We start from the raw sequence: 17,107 nt of genomic DNA, 5'->3' as shown, positions 1-17,107 counted from the left end.
TAATATTGACAGAAAGGAGCTACCTGTGCTAAATAGAGCAAAACGATTTATCGAAACGAACAAACTGAAGGTGACTCTCAAATTTCGCCAAAACTATCACTTAATGCCATCCGTTGGTTGGATGAATGATCCTAATGGGGCAATCTGGATTGAGGGACAATTTCATCTTTTCTATCAATTTCACCCTTATTCGAGTGTTTGGGGACCGATGCATTGGGGGCACGCTTGTTCGCTGGATGGCATTAAGTGGCAAGAAACAGCGGTCGCTTTAGCACCGGATCAGATCTATGATCAAGGTGGTTGTTTTTCAGGAACTAGTCTTCATGAAAATGGTGTCACCTATTTGATGTATACTGGAACTGCAGGGAGTGCTGGCGATGCTCAGCCATCAAGACAAGTTCAGTGTTTAGCTGAATCTACGGATCTGCTTCGTTTTAACAAGTCTGAAAAGAATCCAGTTATTGGTGGAAATAACTTAGACGAAAGCATTAATCCTTTGGAATTTAGAGACCCGAAAATTTTTAAACGGGAGGGACACTATTTTGCTTTGATTGTTTCTCAAACCGAAGAAGGAACGGGGCAACTTATTTTATACAAAAGTGTCAATTTAGAGGACTGGCATTTCTTTTCTATTTTGTTAGAAGGTACGGGTGAGTTTGGTACGATGTGGGAATGTCCCGATTATTTTGAAATTGATGGTCGAGATGTTCTGCTATTTTCACCGATAAACATGCCAAGACAAGCAGAAAAATATACGAACTATGCGTCTAGCGTATATATGGTTGGAAAGGTTGACTGGGAAACTGGTAAATTTTATGTTAGTCATTACGATGAGATCGATCAAGGCTTGGACTTTTATGCTCCCCAGACATTTGCAACATCTGAGGGGTATGTATTAACCGCTTGGATGCATATGTGGGAGCGCACGAATGTTACTGCAGAACTTAATCACGGTTGGAGTGGTTGTATGGTTTTGCCAAGATGCTTAAGTATAGTAGGGGATCAGTTAATTCAAACGCCTTTACCTGCTATTTATGATTATTATCACCCTTTAAGTATAGATCTGTCATCAATTGACTCAGATTATTCGGATAGTTTGGAGCCACAAGGGATCATTAGAATTAATGGTAAGGCGGAGATCAGTTTTAAAACAATCATCAGCAATCATTCTCAAGAAGAAATTTGCGTCACTTATGAGGCTGACAAGCAACAGGTCACTTTTTCGAGAGCAGGTTTGAAACAAAAGATAATCGGCCAAGAAAACCATCAAGTAAGTTCCCGTAGCTATTGCATGGGAACTAACAAGCGAAAAGTAATCACTCTCGAAATATTTTTGGATTCATCAAGTGTGGAGATTTTTATTAATGAGGGAGAAGGGGTTATGAGTTCCCGAATCTATCCGCAAGAATCACTATGTAATCTGTTGATTAAGAAATAGCTAGCTATGGTCATTCATCCTTTGGAATAAGAATTTTTGTTGCAGTCATTTGATTGTTAAATAAATAAGTCATTTAAGTTAGTAGGAGTGACTAGCTGAGCTAGTCTCCGTTTTGAGGAACAATTCGACATTTCCGCTACCTGAGCTATTGCCTATCGGAAAGATGCTTGTCACAAATTATTAACTGGTGGAAACTCTTGCTAGGACATTTTCAAGGTCTGAGGAAACGGAAAATAAGCAAGGCAGTGCTACTTATAAAAGGCAAAATAATCGCTAAAAGACGTCCTCGTAAGAGGGCTTTTTAGCGATTTAAATTTTGAATAGTTTAGATGTGTTTGCGAAAACAAGGCTTACTAAAAGCAGGATTGGAATGAGAATAGCAAAGAGACTGTCAAGCTGAGGAACAAAGCTCATCATAATGATAGCAAATGAACAAAACAAAATAAGGCTGCCAATTAATTTTCCAAGATTCCGACCGTTTATTTTGGCTCTTTGCTCCTTTGATGAAGTATTGTAGCCAGCAATTAACATTAACCATTTACCTCTGAACAATTGAATACCGATAACGAATAAAGCGAAGCATAATAGCAGTTGCAAGAACATTCTAGTCCCTCCTCATTTTTTACAGGTTAAGTATACATCAAAACCAATTAAAAATAAAAGAAAGGCTCTTTTAGATGCTAGCTAATCCTTGTTGCCAGTCGACAGGCCGTCAATCATGGAAAAAATCACACCTATAAGAACAGGGGAGACCACATAATCCAACAACTTATCAACATAAGAACTATGAACATAAGTCTCATTAAGAAACAGAACAATCATGATAAACGCAATTAAAATAGACGCATATTTTTTTAGTGTTTTTCTCTTCATTAGTGATACCTACCTTTTACTGTATTATTATTGAACAAGTTGGAAGTGTGGTCTAGATTGAATGAGAGCAACGAGCACTCTCTAGGGACTGCCACTACATGTTTATCAATCAACCTAGCTTTACTTTAACTCTTCACACGTTTAGATATAGTTATTATACCATTGTTAGACCGTAGTAAAAATGGCTATGGCGTTACTTCAGTGAAGCAAAAAAACCCGTAAAAAGGTCAGACCTTTTTACGAGACGTAGACGACTATTTATTAGAACTAGCAGTTATCGTTATGAGATGGCTAGTTTTTTCTTTCTCTTTTTAAGAAAATCAAAGAAAGAAGAGCGATGATGGTACCATAAGTAGTAAATGAAGGTGTCACATGTTCTCCAGTTGCTGGAAGATCGTGACTAGACTCATTTGGAGTGGCGGCTAAGGTTACTTCTTTTTCTTGTACGACTTTAGTCTGAACTGGTTCTTCTTTGGTTTTTGTGCTAAGAGATTGGAAAATTGGTGCTGGTTCTTTGCTTTCTACTATTTTTTTAGGAGGCTCAGATTCCTCTATGACGACTGGTGCTGAATATTCGTAAGAAAAGTATGCTTGAGTTTCACGATCTTGTCTAAAACGAATGGAAAAATTGGAAACCTGATCATAGGTATACGTCACCCAAAAGTCTTCATCATCAGGTGTTGTAAAGTAAAAGTTTGGGTCTCCTATAGTAAGGTAACCATCTTCATTGCGATAATAGAGTTTATTACTATCAGAAGTGTAAATGTTTTTTAGATTATTATTATCAAAAATATCAATACTTTGGTTCATATCAATATCAGTAAAGTTGAAGAAACCTGAGACCTTAACGGCATTCGCTGTTTGATTGTCTAGAAAAGCGTAATCAAATAGAATGTTGCTGAGTCCCTTTATAAAGAAACTGTTATTAGCGTAGATCGTGACAAACTGATTAGTGGGATCACTTGAGTTAAGTAAGCTCCAATCTTTTACAGTCACTTTCAAATCAATTTTTTTACCATCGTACAGTCCTACATTTTTATATGTAATTGAGATTGAATTTTTTGCAGCATTGTACAACGCAAAGGTATAATAGTCCTCTTTATTTATAGACGAGCTACTATTGGTACCAGAGGCAAAAACGTCTCCGGTGACGATTACTTGGTCTAGATTATTGAAATTTGGCATAAAGTTGTATTCAGAAGTAATAACCGCATTTTTATCCGTAATAGTTTTCTCATGATCAATCAATGGTGTGTCATTTGTGGTAACAGAGGTTTCCTTTACGGCGGCCGCTCTTTGCACAGGTTGATTAACGTCCTCTTCTAGTGGAATGACAGGACTAATAGAAGGAACCGATGGTGTTTCTTCGTTTTCGACGACGGCAACTTCTGGTTGATTAGCGCCAGCATTTTCTTCAATAACAGCGTTTTCAGTTACCTCGGTTATGACTTCCTCAATTAGGGCAGGAACATCTTCAGTCTTTCCGCTGACCTCTACTTCGACAACCGTATTTTCAGTTGATAGTTCTTGTTCTGCAGCTAAAATTTCTGTTGGGAAGCTCGTTGCTAAAAGCACTCCGACAGTGGCTAAATATACCCCTTTTTTCATAAATATTCTCCTTTTCCAAACGTTTTGTCTGCTCTTGAATTTAGTTACTTTCTATGTGATACGTGTTATCTCTCCTTTACTGATTAATTTAGACATTTTCATAACAATACCAATTTTTCGGCAGTTATTATTCTTATTATACGAAAAAGGAACGTATTATGCACGTTTTTTTTAGTTATCTTATTTAGATCGAGTGTTTGATAAGTTTTCCGGCTTAAAGGGAAGTTTTGGCTCTTCGCAAAGGGTGGCTTTATCTCAGTCAAAAAAACTCATTGTCATGTTTTTGAGTCTCGGTGGGGAATTTTAGTGTAACGGTTTAGGCAACGATGGAAAAAAAGGGAGGGACATCATATAATTAAGGACAGAAAGATCATTTTTTTTGAAGGGCTGTTTAGTATTAACATATTCTGTTAAGCAATTCAATGAAAAATGATTTGCTGAAAGGAGCGGATATTGTGACGGAACTAACCATTAAGGACTTGCAAGACTATTTATTTGAAAAATATCGTAAAGGAGGGACAACCACAGGTTTTTTTATGAAGTTAGTGGAAGAAGTTGGTGAAGTGGCAGAAGCAATTAATCACATCGATGGGCGGAAGTTAATGGCTGGAGACACCTCGTTGGAGCATGAGTTGGTAGATGTTTTGCACTATACGATTGCCATTGCGGCTATTAATAATATTGATTTGGCGAAAGCGATTCTTGAGAAAGATGAAATTGCTTCAATCAAGTATAAGCAATCTCCGAATTTGAAAGAATTTATTCAAGTTTCAAATGAATTGACTAGTTGATTTGATTGGAGCAAGAAAATGAAAAAAAGTAGAGCTTATCTACTTTTTATTTTTTTCATTTATGGACTCTTTTTCACGATTTTTGTATTTTGTTAATTGAAACAATGGTGTATACTTAATATATTGTTTTATTTGATAATAAACGAAAAATGGAGAATAGTTTATAAATGGATACTAAATATTGGGAAAGTAAAGAGAGACAAGGGTACAAATTACTTCGGAATTTCAAAAAAGGCCCCTCTATTATTGGGGTGGCTGCGATGTTAGTGGCTACAAGTTTACCGAAAAGTTTGATAGTCGAGGCAGGAGAAGTTACTCATTATGCCAGCACTATTTTAAGCAGCCATATCTCGGCTAACTCGTTTATTGAGGACATTGGAGAACAGGCTCGTACTGTAGCGGCAGCCAATGATTTATATGCTTCAGTGATGATAGCTCAGGCAGTACTGGAGAGTGGTTGGGGGACAAGTCGATTATCCCAAGCGCCTCATTACAATTTGTATGGTGTAAAGTGGTCTGGGAATGGTGCCTATAGTGAATGGTTGACGAAAGAAGTCTTTAAGGGGAAATGGGTTACCATTACAGACAAATTTCAGAAATATGCCTCTCATTGGGAGTCACTCCAAGACAATGCCGATTTATTGAGAAATCGCTCTTTTCAATCGGGTGTGTACTTTTATCGGGGGACTTGGAAAAGCAATACCAATTCCTATCAAGATGCAACGGCTTGGTTAACAGGGCGTTATGCTACCGATCCAGGTTATGCTACGAAATTAAATGCCGTTATTATTAGTAATAATTTGACACGTTTTGACACACCGACTAGTGGCGTTAGTCATAGTGGGGGTGTCAGTGATACTGCCAATGGGGCCAACTATACGGTTTCTTCTCAAGACACATTATTCAGTATTGCTCAGAAAAACGGCATCAGTGTGGCTGATCTGAAAGTGTGGAACAATTTGTCGAGTGATCGTATTAGTGCTGGTCAACTTTTAGTTATAACTGGATCGAGCGGTAGCTCAAGCGCGGACTTTTCAGGTTCAGCGTATACGGTAAGTTTAGGAGAAACCTTATACAGTGTCGCCCGTAAAAACGGTGTGAGTGTCACAGAGTTGAAAACTTGGAATAATTTATCAGATGATCGTATTAAAGCAGGGCAACTGTTACAGGTGGCAGGAACTGGAAGCCAATCAAATCCCTCAACAGGTGATTCTTATACCGTTAGTGTAGGGGAAACCTTGTACAGTGTGGCGCAAAAAACCGATTCTAGTGTGACTGATTTAAAAAGTTGGAACAATTTAGCAAGTGATAGCATTAGTGCGGGACAAATTTTGAGTGTATCAATTGAAGGAAGTGGTTCAAGTCCTTCGACAGGTGGTTATACGGTCAGTGCAGGGGAAACGTTATACAGTGTGGCACAGAAGAATGGGGTAAGTCAATCAGAGCTAAAAGCTTGGAATAATTTAGCAAACGAGACGATTGCTGTTGGCCAGACACTTGTCGTCAGTCACAAGGATCAAGTTGACTCGTCTAATAATCAGACTTATAAAGTGGTTTCAGGGGATACACTATGGGGGATTGCCAATAAACACAATATTTCAGCAAAGCAGCTTTCTTTATGGAATGAGCTACAAAATGAGGTGGTGTCTGTCGGTCAAACATTGCGGGTTCAATAATCTTAAGCTTGACTTGGCACACGATTTACAAAAAAGGAGCCTTGTACCGTTGATTTCCAACTGAAATTAACGGTACAAGGCCTTTTAAGTGTAATAGTGTTCAAAATGAATCGCTAAATTAGGTCGTGGCAAGTGGTTTTACCTTTTTAGTTGATTAACTTCTTAATCCTCGACCTTTTTCGATTAAGTACCAGCAAACCCCATAAAGAACGATGATAAAAAGGATTAAAATCGAGACAGATAGGACAATTGGCACATCGATAACTCCAAGAAAACCGTAGCGGAATCCTGAGATCATGTAAACGATCGGGTTAACTTTTGAAATTGTTTGCCAAATCGGTGGCAACATGGAGATCGAGTAAAAGACCCCACCAAGATAGGTTAACGGTTGTAAAACAAAGGTTGGTACGATCGACACGTCATCAAAAGACTGGGCGAAAATCCCATTTAATAACCCAGCTAATGAAAATAAAACAGCTGTCATAAGAAGGGTGACAATGACAAAGAGCCAAGAATGAACGTAAAGTGGCACAAAGAACAAGGAAATAATGGTAACAAGAGCCCCCACTAAAATACTTCTACCAAGTCCGCCGATCACAAATCCCCAAATAATCACATGAGTGGGAACAGGAGCGATCAATAATTCCTCAATATTTTTTTGAAATTTTTGAGAGAAAAAAGAAGAGGCTACATTGGAATAAGAACTGGTGATAACAGACATCATAATCAGACCAGGCACGATAAATTCCATATAAGTAAATCCGGCCATTTCCCCGATGCGTCCCCCGATTAAATTACCAAAGATAACAAAATATAGGGAGGTGGTAATCACCGGTGGTACTAGTGTTTGCACCCAAATACGTAGGTAGCGGTTGGTTTCTTTAACTGCTAGACTTTTTAGTGCCGTATAATAAAGATTAAACATGATCGTCCTCCACTTGATGTTTTTCTTCGGTGATTTTTAGAAAAAGTTCTTCTAACCGATTGGATTTATTGCGCATGGACAATACCTTGATGCCTTGCTGGCTAAGTTGTTCAAAGATATCGTTGATACCTTGATTGCGTTCGACTTCAACGGCTAATGTTAACTCATCTTCAAACAAGCTTTCGTAGCCGGCTATTTCTGGTTGACGATCGTAGGGGGCCAAATCAAAAATAAAGGTTTCAAATTGTAATTTAGCTAAAAGAGCTTTCATACTCGTATTTTCAATCAATTCGCCAGACTGAATAATTCCGATATTGCGACAAAGCATTTCGGCTTCTTCCAAATAATGAGTGGTGAGAATAATCGTTGTCCCCTGTTCATTTAATTCTCTTAAGTAGACCCACATTTCCCGCCTTAATTCGATGTCGACTCCAGCAGTTGGTTCGTCTAAAATAAGCAAGCGAGGCTCATGCATTAGCGCACGGGCAATCATCAAGCGTCGCTTCATTCCACCAGACAGCATCCGAGCTCGCTCGTGGCGTTTTTCCCATAAACCAGATTGTTTAAGGTAGGTTTCGCTTCGCTTAAGGGCTTCTTTACGGGGGACACCGTAATAGCCAGCTTGATTGACAACGATTTGTTGAACAGTTTCAAAGGGATTAAAGTTAAATTCTTGAGGAACCAAGCCAATCTGTTGTTTGGCTCGAACTAAATCAGTATCAAGATCATAGTCAAAGACTTTTACTTTTCCTGAAGTTTTGTTGACGAGTGAGGTGATAATCCCAATGGTTGTGGATTTGCCAGCCCCATTAGGACCTAATAAAGCGTAAAAATCGCCTTCTTCCACAGTTAAATCAATTCCTCGTAAGGCTTTAACGCCAGTTCCATAGACTTTTTTTAAATTGGTTAGTTCAAGTGCATAGGTCATGTTTTAGTGATCTCCTTAGTGGTATCGTTACTTGAGTTGTTTGTTTGCTGGTTGCAGTTGCAAGTTTGATGATGGCAGAGGCAAGTTTCACCATTAGAGGCAAGGAGCTGGGTCATGTCGTTCATCAATTCTGTGACAAAGTTTTCTTTCAACGTATAGTGATGCCATTGACTTTTTTTGCTGACGGACACGATGCCGGCATTTTCCAGTACTTTCATATGGTGAGAGAGAGTTGGTTGAGTAAAGTCAAAATGAGCTAAAACATCACAGGCGCAAAGACTACCAGATGACAGCAGGTCGATAATTTTCATTCGTTTGGGGTCAGCCATAGCTTTAAGTATCAATGACGTTTTTTCGTAGTCCATGTCTTTTCCTCCGCTACTTTTTGTCCGTCTGTTCTCCGTATTAAGAAGCAGGGAACAACTCAAACCCTGAACTAAAAGCGCCTCTTTATATAGATGGTTGACTATGTTTAATATAGATGAACATCGATGTAATGTCAAGCAGAAAATGGAGTAGTTAGACGCTGCTTTTTTAAGGCAGCTCTGATAAGCTTTTCTAGTATTGAATCGCGACAATGTGATAAACTGAGTTCAGAGAGCCGTGATGAGAGTCCTAAAAGTTGTTATTGACTCTTTAGTCTTGAGAAAATTCAGAAACTATCGGCATTAGAGGAGAAAAGATAATGAGAAACATAAAATTAACCATCGAATATGATGGCAAGCGTTACCTTGGTTGGCAGCGATTAGGAGATTCTGACAATACGATTCAAGGTAAGATTGAAGGGGTTTTGAGTCAGATGACAGGAGAAACAATCGAGATTATTGGCTCAGGACGAACGGATGCAGGTGCTCATGCCAAAGGGCAAGTCGCCAATTTTAAAACGATGAGCCCGTTGGACTTAGCTAAAATGCGTGAATTTCTCAATCGGTATTTACCAAAAGATATTGTCATTAAAGAGGTAGAAGAAGCTTCTGAGAGATTTCATGCTCGCTACAATGGGACTGGCAAACAGTATAGTTACTATGTCTGGAATCATGCTGTACCGTCAGCTTTTGAACGAAACTATAGTTTTCACTATCCTCAAAAGCTCGACAAGGAAAAAATGGACGAGGCTTGTCGCAAGTTAATCGGGACGCATGATTTTCTTGGGTTCTCGTCTCTTAAGAAAACCAAAAAATCGACAGTCAGAATCATTAAAGAGTTGTCAATTGAACAAACAGGTAGTTTGCTGCATTTTAGGTTTGTTGGCAATGGCTTTTTATACAATATGGTCAGAATCATAACAGGGACAATTATAGAGATTGGCGCAGGAAAATTGCCACTGGAAGTGATTGATCAAGTCTTAGAAACGAAGATTAGGCAACAAGCAGGAGAAACCGTCCCTTCACACGGGCTATTTCTTGATGAGGTTTATTACCGAGAGTAACGTTGTTGGTATTGATTGAACATTCAGTTAGGCCTTTTTTCGGAGCCTAATTTGGTGAGAAAGCTTCTTCGTAAGCACTTAGTGAGAAGCTTAGTTACGGCTAATGGTATAATTTAATTGAACTGACGATGAGACATACTAACTAGGAGGCCAGATATGAGTAAGAATAATGACACGTTTTATGATGATTTACTTCAAAAAATCAACATGGAGGAGTCAAAGTTAAAAAGCGTCAATTTTATCATTGCTGGTAAAAGTGGCGTTGGTAAATCTACGTTGATTAATCAAACCTTCAGAGAAGAGCTGGCAGAAACCGGAATTGGGAAGCCAGTGACGAAGCAAATTGAATTAATTGAAAAAATCGGTGTACCAGTTAGATTGTATGACACCGTTGGCTTGGAACTTGACAAAAAGATGCAAAAAAAATCGCTGAAAGATATTAAAGAGCTAGTTAAAGCTTCCCGCAAAAAAGAAGATGGCAATGAGGCTATTCATTGCATGTGGTATTGTGTGGCCGGCAACGGTGATCGTTTTGAAGATACGGAGAGAGACTTTATTGAAGATGTGGCTAAATTAGGGATTCCAGTGATTTTAGTGCTAACCAAATCTTACAGCAAGTCTTCTGCCCTTAAATTTAAGCAAGTCATTCAAGAGATGACTCTAACTGTTAAAGATATTGTCATTCTGTGTGCTGAAGGGACAGCTGAGCAGGAGGCTTATGGTTTGGATGACCTAATAGTAGCCACTAGTAACGTGTTGCCAGATTCGATTCAAACATCTTTTATGAACGCCCAAAAGGTTTCAAGAGATTTAAAAGATAAACAAGCCAGAAGGGTGATTGATGGGGTTGTGTTAACCACTTTTGGTCAAGGGTTTATTCCGATCCCCTTTTCTGATGCGCCGATCTTGATTGCCTCTCAAACAGGGATGTTGGCGAAAATTACGTCTGTTTATGGCATAAAAATTGAGAAAAAGGGAATTGAAACCATCGCCGGGGGAATCATCGGCATTACGGGAACGACTGTTGGGGGCAAGAGTATTGTCAGTTCGATCTTCAAACTGTTTCCAGGGTTAGGCACCATTGCTGGCGGGATGGTATCAGGCAGTACGGCAGCGATACTGACAAAACTTTTGGGCGAAGCCTATATTCAATTAATCAACTTGATAATTGATGAAAAAATTAAGTTAAGCGAGTTAAATGAATCGGAAATGAAAGAACTTTTGCTAGGGTTACTCAAAGGTGCGTCATCATCTGTCTTGAAAAAATAATCTTTTTTTTATTTGAACGACTGTTATTAAACGTAGGGGAGACTCGATCTGTAGAAATTCACCAGATCGAGTTTTTTTCTTTGGGTTTAGGTGCTTAAAATTGCTATATTTCCAGTGAAGAATTACAATAAAAGTAAGTTATATGTGTTATTTCATCAAAAAAGGTATCGTTATTATATGTTTTTGTTACATATAACTTTTACGGGTTAAGGGACGGTGGAATGAGAGATCAGCGTGCTTAGATCGTTCTGGTGAATAGGGCGATCTGTTTTCCAAAGGCTTGCTGATATTGCTGAAAGAATAAGCACTGTGACTCGAGGTGAAAAGGCGTAAATGGGAGTGATGTGAAGTGAAAAAGTTAAAGGTTGTATCGGGACTGGTTGTTGTATTATTGGTATTAATTGTTATTTTTTGGAAGACACCGCTGCTGATTCGCGGACCAGGTAATTTAATTAGTTTGGAAAACACTGTTCAGGTTAATCAACAAAGAGACGAACAGGGAGGTAAGTTTTATGTCACCGTGGTTCAAACAAGATCAGCCACTTTGTGGGAGATCTTAACGACTGTTAACGATCCTTTTCGTGAAGTGGTGAACCAGGAAACAGCCAATAATGGGTTGCCAACAGAAGCTTCACGTTTGCAGCAGCAAACGGCTATGAATAACTCTCAAAATGCCGCCAAGAAATTGGCGCTTGATCTGGCAGGAAAAAAAGCTGAATTGAGCTATCAAGGAATTTTTGTTTTAACAGCGGCCAAAGAGTCTGGCTTACAGGGAAAAGTAGCAACAGGGGATCAGATTGTAACAGTTGATGATTATTTTTTTACTCATTCGTCTGATTTGATTAATTATCTTCAAGAGCGGGAAGTTGGCGCTGAGGTGATTCTTGAAATAGAACGTGAGGGTACTAAAAAAATGGTAACGGGTAAAGTTGATCTTAATGAAGTAACAGGCCGACATTCATTAGGCATTCAATTGCTTGATCGGACCACGTTGACTAGCGATATTCCGGTGGAAATTGAACTGGGAGCAGTTGGGGGGCCTTCAGCGGGACTGATGTTCACTTTGCAGATGTATGCCATGGCCTCCAATCATGATTTGAGAAATGGTCGTGACATTGCTGGGACTGGAGCAATTAATTTGGATGGTCAAGTAACACGAGTAGGTGGGATTGCAGAAAAAGTTTATTCGGCAGCAAATGGTAAGGCCAAAGCATTTTTAGTACCAGATGATGAGATTTCTGAAGAGTTTCGTCATTACTTTCCTGATGTTCAAAGTAATTATCAAGAAGCTTTAGTAGCTGTCAAAAAATTGGATACTGAAATGGTGATTGTGCCAGTCAAAACGGTTCAAGAGGCAATCGATTGGTTAGTGGAAACAGGTTCTTAAAAAGATAAGAGAGGATGAGGACAATGAAAAGGAAGTATTTATTATCAGCTATACTACTATTAAGCTTAATAGGCCTTTTAGCAGCCTGTGGCCAAAAAGAGGGGAGCTCAGGCACCCTTGAGAGTACTAAGACTGCGGAGAGTAGCGTTAGTGAAAAGAGTGAGGAGAGTTCAGTGGATCGAAGTCAAGAACCATCGGAAGTGATGATTGGTAAAGTTAAAGAGGCACCAGATGGGGAGTATCAGCGCCTAGTTTTAGAAAGTTTGGTACCAGCAGATACAGAGTCTGAAACGACCCCCTTCGAAGAAGTCGTTTTATTGACAGAAGGAGTAACAATAGTAGATGGTGCGGGCAAAGCACTTTCTGTTGAGCAAATCGAGGTTGGTGCCACGATAGAAGTCACATTAATTAAAGATAGCCCTGTGGCCAGCTCGTTACCTCCTCAAATACCAGGAATGAGCATGATAAAAATCGTTGTCCCTTAGATAAAAAGACAGCAGAAGTAAAGGTATCGACGAACACTTAAGTCAAAGGTGTTCACTGATTAAAAGGTCACAGGAGGTCGATTATGGAATGGTATCAACGAACAATTGAGGAAACTCAATCAGTGACAAAAACAAGTGAGTTAGGGCTCTCATCAGAAGAACGGCAAAAGCGGATCGTAAGCCAAGGGGAAAACAGCTTGAGCAAGGGTCAGGAAGATAGCGAATTAAAGAAATTTTTACATCACTTTAATGATTTGTTGATTTACGTTTTAATTGGAGCAGGAATCTTAAAAGGGGTAACAGGTGATTTTATTGACATGACCATTATTTTTGCAGTGGTGTTGATAAATTCATTGATCGGCTATGTTCAGGAGCGTAAGGCAACCAACTCCTTGAGCAGTTTAAGTGCCATGATGGGCTCTCAAGCAACGATTCTGGCGGATGGTGAAAAGGGAATCGTTGAAGCCACGAGCTTAGTCGCAGGCGATGTGGTGTTGCTTAACCCAGGCACCATTATTCCAGCCGATTTGCGCTTAGTAGAGGCCTATAATTTAGTGGTGGAAGAAGCGATATTAACAGGGGAATCCACACCGGTTAACAAGAATACGGCCGATATTACTAGCTCGGCAGATTTAGGAGATCGCTTAAACATGGTCTATTCCGGAACGCTGGTCAATAGTGGTAGCGGCAAGGGGATTGTGGTCGAAACAGGTGATGGTACGGAACTTGGTAAAATCAGTCAACATCTGAAAGAGGTCGGCAGTGGGGAAACGCCTTTAATCAAAAAGATGAAGCAGTTAAATAAACAGATATTCTATATTTTAGCAGCGTTGATTTTATTTTTAGTGGTATTTAGTTTAATGTTTAGAGAATTTACTGGCGGAGAACTGGTATCAGCTATGATTGCTTTAGCGGTTTCGGCGGTCCCAGAAGGATTGCCGGCAGTGTTATCGATTATTTTATCGGTTGGAGTAACGCGAATGGCGGTAAAAAAAGCGATTATCAAAAAGATGCCTGCGGTGGAAACTCTGGGCAGCATGAGCGTGATTTGTTCAGATAAAACAGGTACTTTAACTAAAAATGAAATGACAGTTGTGTCAATTGTGACAAAAGATCAAGTGGTTGAAATCGCAGATGAAGGCTTTGAGCATTCTGCTCAAGAAGACCGTTTGGCGTGGCATCGTTTGATTGAAACCGCGTTGTATTGTAACGACACGAAAATTAATTATCGAGGTGGCAAACGGGAGATTATCGGTAACCCAACAGAAGGGGCGTTGTTGGAATTTGCTAATCAACATCCATTGGATCAGGAAGAGCACATTCTTTATAAAATTCCCTTTGATTCGGCCTACAAATACATGGCCACTTTAGTGGTGATAGGCAAGAAGAAGTTTATTTATTTAAAAGGGGCGCCAGATATTGTTTTAGACATGGTTTCTTTGCAATTAGAGCAAGAGGCTTACAAGACGATTGACTTGGCTTACTGGGAAGAGGAAATCTCTATTCAAGCACGTAAAGGTCAGCGAATGTTAGCCGCCGCCTACAAGGAAGTTCCTTTTGAAATGGCCACCATCAGCCATGAGGATTTACAACAAGAGATGGTGATGCTAGGTTTATACGGAATTATTGACCCGCCTAAAAAAGAAGCCATGGAGGCCATTCGGATTTGTCACGATGCTGGAATTAGTGTCAAAATGATCACAGGAGATCACAAAGATACGGCCGTCGCGATTGCAGAGCAGATTGGTTTAACGAATTACAACCAAGCGCTAATCGGCAGTGACATTGAAAACTTAAGCGATCTGGAGCTTCAGGGCGTGGTGGCGACACACGACGTATTTGCTAGAACCACTCCCGAGCATAAATTGCGCTTAGTTCGAGCGATTCAGGAAAATGGTGAAATTGTTGGCATGACAGGTGATGGCGTTAATGATGCACCTGCTTTGAAAAAAGCTGACATCGGCATCGCCATGGGCATCAAAGGAACAGAAGTAACTAAAGATGCGGCTGATATGGTGTTAGCAGATGACAATTTTGCCACAATTGCGGCTGCCGTCAGAGAAGGCCGGCGTGTTTATGACAATCTAAAGAAGACGATTTACTTCTCCTTACCGACAGCATTTGCTCAAGGGCTGTTAGTAGTTGTTTCAATTTTATTGGATAAACCTTTACCTTTGACTTCGATTCAAATTTTATGGTTGAACATGGTCACGACGATTACCTTATCTTTTGCTCTTGGCTTTGAACCGATTGCTAAAGATGCCATGACGAGAAAACCACGAGATCCTAAAGAAAACATCTTAAACGGCTATGCAGTCTTCAGAACAACGTATGTCTCGCTATTGTTAGCTGCATTAGGCTTTATGATCAATACTTATTTAGGAAATCAGGGAGCCAGTGAGACTGTTATGCAAACCACATTGTTATTGACGATTGTGTGTGGGCAAGTCTTCTACATGATTAATTGTCGGGAAATCCATCAGTTTGCGATTACCAAAAGTATTTTGGCCAATAAAATATTGTGGCTAGCAACAGGTATTTTGGTCATTTTACAATTAGCCGTTATGTATGTGCCTTTCATGAACAGCATCTTAGCAACGACGTCCATCGGCTGGCATCATACGAGCTTAGCTTTGTTAGCAGGAGTGTTGGTTTTCCTTATTGTAGAAGGAGAGAAATTAATTTATCGCATTTGGAAAAAAATCTAAAAAGTGAAAAGTTAGCAGGCTCATGCACAAGGCGAGTTAATTGACACTAGTAAGATCAGAGTGGCATAATTTAGTCAAAAATAAGCTTAGAAAAGAGGAAGTACCATGGCAGGAATTGTATTTGTTAATTTTCCAGTAAAGGATCTATCACGTTCAACCGCCTTTTATGAAGCATTAGGTTTTCAGCAAAATAAAGAGTTCTCCAATGAAAATGCGGCAGCAATGGTCTGGGATGAGACTTTTTGGGTAATGTTATTAACTCATGATTTTTATCGTCAATTTTTGAAAAACAAAGAGATTGCCGACACTCAAAAAGTTAGTAGCGCCTTAATTGCTTTTAGCTTAGAAAGTGCAGAAGCTGTTAAAGACTTTGGTGCGATTGCTGAGAAACATGGGGGAACTGTGCATCATGTCGAAATGGGAATCCCTGAAAGTGTGATGTATGGTTTGGAAGTTCAGGATTTAGATGGCAACACCTTGGAACCTTCATGGATGTCAGTAAATTAAATAATTTTATAGGGCTAACAGAGACTGACGTATCGCAGTATTTTCCTGCATTATCGAGGTCTCTGTTAAATTTTTATTGTTGTTAAAACGCCTTCATTTGTGTTAATCTAGGCTTACAATAATTGGGGAAGTAGGTGTTGGAATGGAGCTTTCTATTTGCACGGATAGTGTTTTTGGTAATAGCGAAACAGTAGCGGCTATGAGGCAAGTTAAAGCCCTTGGGATCAATGCAATTGAGTTTTGGTCTTGGTGGGATAAAGATATTGAGGCGATTAATCAAGCTCGGCAAGAGTTAAACATGAAGATCGTCGGAATATGTACTAAATTTATTAGCTTAACCGACTCATCTGAGAGAGAACGCTATTTGACAGGACTGGTAGAGACCATTGAAGTGGCCAAGCGGTTAGGCTGTTCACTCATCATCAGTCAAGTAGGAAATCATCTTGATATAAGCACAGATTTGCAAAAAAGGAGTATCGTTAAAGGGCTGAGGCTGGCCAAAGAACTGTTGGAAGAGGCAGATATCACATTAGTGATAGAGCCGCTAAACACGAAGATCGATCATCCCGACTACTTTCTTTGGTCTTCTGATGTCGCGCGGGACATTATCTTTGAAGTGGCAAGTCCTAATGTGAAGCTATTATTTGACTTTTATCATCAACAAATCATGGAGGGTGATTTAATCAGACAATCTAGTCTGTTAATTGATGAGATTGGTCACTTTCACCTGGCCGGTAATCCTGGCAGAAACGAACCGGAATCTGGTGAAATTGATTATCAGGCAGTCATTTACCAGTTGGCCAAATTAAATTATCAGGGATATATTGGATTTGAATATTTCCCCCAGAAGGATGTCTCTGAGACGTTAAAAAGATGGCAAGCTTTTTTTGCAACTCTGAAATAAACTCACAATAGGCAACCCCTAAGAAGGAGAACTTCTTAGGGGTTTTAGGCGTGAAGAAAAAGTTTAGAATGACTTAGGGCTGATGAGAATAGCGATTTTTTTGTGACATAATTGGACTTTACAACAGTAATAACGTGAAACCTGTACGCTAATCATGATCAACCCCCTATAACTTGAGG

At 39.5% G+C, this 17,107-nt stretch carries 16 protein-coding genes; 10 read left to right on the top strand and 6 right to left on the bottom strand.

Translation table 11 applies throughout. The annotated features are described in order from the left end of the window. Positions 1-25: 25 nt before the first annotated feature. Positions 26-1,438, top strand: coding sequence for a glycoside hydrolase family 32 protein (locus I6N95_RS16745; protein ID WP_209530056.1), 1,413 nt, complete (start codon positions 26-28; stop codon positions 1,436-1,438). Between the two features lie 309 nt (positions 1,439-1,747). On the opposite strand, the gene I6N95_RS16740 is transcribed toward I6N95_RS16745, so the two are convergent. The 3 genes from I6N95_RS16740 to I6N95_RS16730 form a co-directional block, all read right to left on the bottom strand. After that, the gene (locus I6N95_RS16740; RefSeq protein WP_209530054.1) at positions 1,748-2,041 is read right to left on the bottom strand and encodes a DUF3784 domain-containing protein; all 294 of its coding nucleotides are present in this window, start codon (positions 2,039-2,041) and stop codon (positions 1,748-1,750) included. A gap of 81 nt (positions 2,042-2,122) precedes the next feature. Further along, positions 2,123-2,311 (bottom strand): hypothetical protein, encoded by a 189-nt coding sequence (locus I6N95_RS16735; RefSeq protein ID WP_209530052.1) that lies wholly within the window; start codon positions 2,309-2,311, stop codon positions 2,123-2,125. A 291-nt stretch (positions 2,312-2,602) separates the two neighbouring features. Continuing rightward, on the bottom strand, positions 2,603-3,919 hold the full coding sequence (locus I6N95_RS16730; RefSeq protein WP_209530050.1) for an LPXTG cell wall anchor domain-containing protein: 1,317 nt from the start codon (positions 3,917-3,919) through the stop codon (positions 2,603-2,605). 455 nt (positions 3,920-4,374) lie between these two features. Between I6N95_RS16730 and I6N95_RS16725 the strand changes: the two genes are divergently transcribed. Both I6N95_RS16725 and I6N95_RS16720 read left to right on the top strand, forming a co-directional pair. Then, positions 4,375-4,710, top strand: coding sequence for a MazG nucleotide pyrophosphohydrolase domain-containing protein (locus I6N95_RS16725; RefSeq protein WP_209530048.1), 336 nt, complete (start codon positions 4,375-4,377; stop codon positions 4,708-4,710). A gap of 167 nt (positions 4,711-4,877) precedes the next feature. Then, entirely contained in the window at positions 4,878-6,386 is a 1,509-nt protein-coding gene (locus I6N95_RS16720; RefSeq protein WP_209530046.1) for a muramidase family protein, read from the top strand. A gap of 154 nt (positions 6,387-6,540) precedes the next feature. On the opposite strand, the gene I6N95_RS16715 is transcribed toward I6N95_RS16720, so the two are convergent. Genes I6N95_RS16715 through I6N95_RS16705 form a run of 3 tightly spaced genes read right to left on the bottom strand, consistent with a single transcriptional unit; the run spans position 6,541 to position 8,604 of the window. After that, complete coding sequence (locus I6N95_RS16715) at positions 6,541-7,311, bottom strand: ABC transporter permease (RefSeq protein WP_209530044.1); 771 nt, start codon at positions 7,309-7,311, stop codon at positions 6,541-6,543. After that, a complete protein-coding gene (locus I6N95_RS16710; RefSeq protein ID WP_209530042.1) occupies positions 7,304-8,239 on the bottom strand; it encodes an ABC transporter ATP-binding protein in 936 nt (311 codons plus the stop codon). The genes I6N95_RS16715 and I6N95_RS16710 overlap by 8 nt, the downstream gene beginning before the upstream one ends. Further along, the gene (locus I6N95_RS16705; RefSeq protein ID WP_209530040.1) at positions 8,236-8,604 is read right to left on the bottom strand and encodes an ArsR/SmtB family transcription factor; all 369 of its coding nucleotides are present in this window, start codon (positions 8,602-8,604) and stop codon (positions 8,236-8,238) included. Before I6N95_RS16705 ends, I6N95_RS16710 begins: the two co-directional genes overlap by 4 nt. A gap of 320 nt (positions 8,605-8,924) precedes the next feature. Here I6N95_RS16705 and truA point away from each other — a divergent pair, with 320 nt between their 5' ends. The 7 genes from truA (at position 8,925) to I6N95_RS16670 (ending at position 16,928) form a co-directional block, all read left to right on the top strand. Beyond that, the gene (truA, locus tag I6N95_RS16700) at positions 8,925-9,668 is read left to right on the top strand and encodes a tRNA pseudouridine(38-40) synthase TruA (protein ID WP_209530038.1); all 744 of its coding nucleotides are present in this window, start codon (positions 8,925-8,927) and stop codon (positions 9,666-9,668) included. A gap of 156 nt (positions 9,669-9,824) precedes the next feature. Continuing rightward, positions 9,825-10,937 (top strand): YcjF family protein, encoded by a 1,113-nt coding sequence (locus I6N95_RS16695; RefSeq protein ID WP_209530036.1) that lies wholly within the window; start codon positions 9,825-9,827, stop codon positions 10,935-10,937. Positions 10,938-11,286: 349 nt separating this feature from the next. Further along, entirely contained in the window at positions 11,287-12,324 is a 1,038-nt protein-coding gene (locus tag I6N95_RS27500; RefSeq protein WP_209530034.1) for a SepM family pheromone-processing serine protease, read from the top strand. Positions 12,325-12,347: 23 nt separating this feature from the next. After that, positions 12,348-12,809 carry a hypothetical protein gene (locus I6N95_RS16685; protein ID WP_209530032.1) on the top strand — a complete coding sequence of 154 codons (462 nt, stop codon included), beginning with the start codon at positions 12,348-12,350 and terminating at the stop codon, positions 12,807-12,809. Between the two features lie 83 nt (positions 12,810-12,892). After that, positions 12,893-15,517 carry an HAD-IC family P-type ATPase gene (locus I6N95_RS16680; protein ID WP_209530030.1) on the top strand — a complete coding sequence of 875 codons (2,625 nt, stop codon included), beginning with the start codon at positions 12,893-12,895 and terminating at the stop codon, positions 15,515-15,517. A 105-nt stretch (positions 15,518-15,622) separates the two neighbouring features. Beyond that, on the top strand, positions 15,623-16,024 hold the full coding sequence (locus tag I6N95_RS16675) for a VOC family protein (protein ID WP_209530028.1): 402 nt from the start codon (positions 15,623-15,625) through the stop codon (positions 16,022-16,024). Positions 16,025-16,166: 142 nt separating this feature from the next. Continuing rightward, positions 16,167-16,928 (top strand): hydroxypyruvate isomerase family protein, encoded by a 762-nt coding sequence (locus I6N95_RS16670; RefSeq protein ID WP_209530026.1) that lies wholly within the window; start codon positions 16,167-16,169, stop codon positions 16,926-16,928. Positions 16,929-17,107: the final 179 nt, after the last annotated feature.

It is taken from the genome of Vagococcus allomyrinae (assembly GCF_017829975.1).
Lineage (GTDB): Bacteria > Bacillota > Bacilli > Lactobacillales > Vagococcaceae > Vagococcus_D > Vagococcus_D allomyrinae.
Note: the sequence above shows the minus strand (reverse complement) of the source record. Positions and strands in the feature narration are given on the sequence as shown.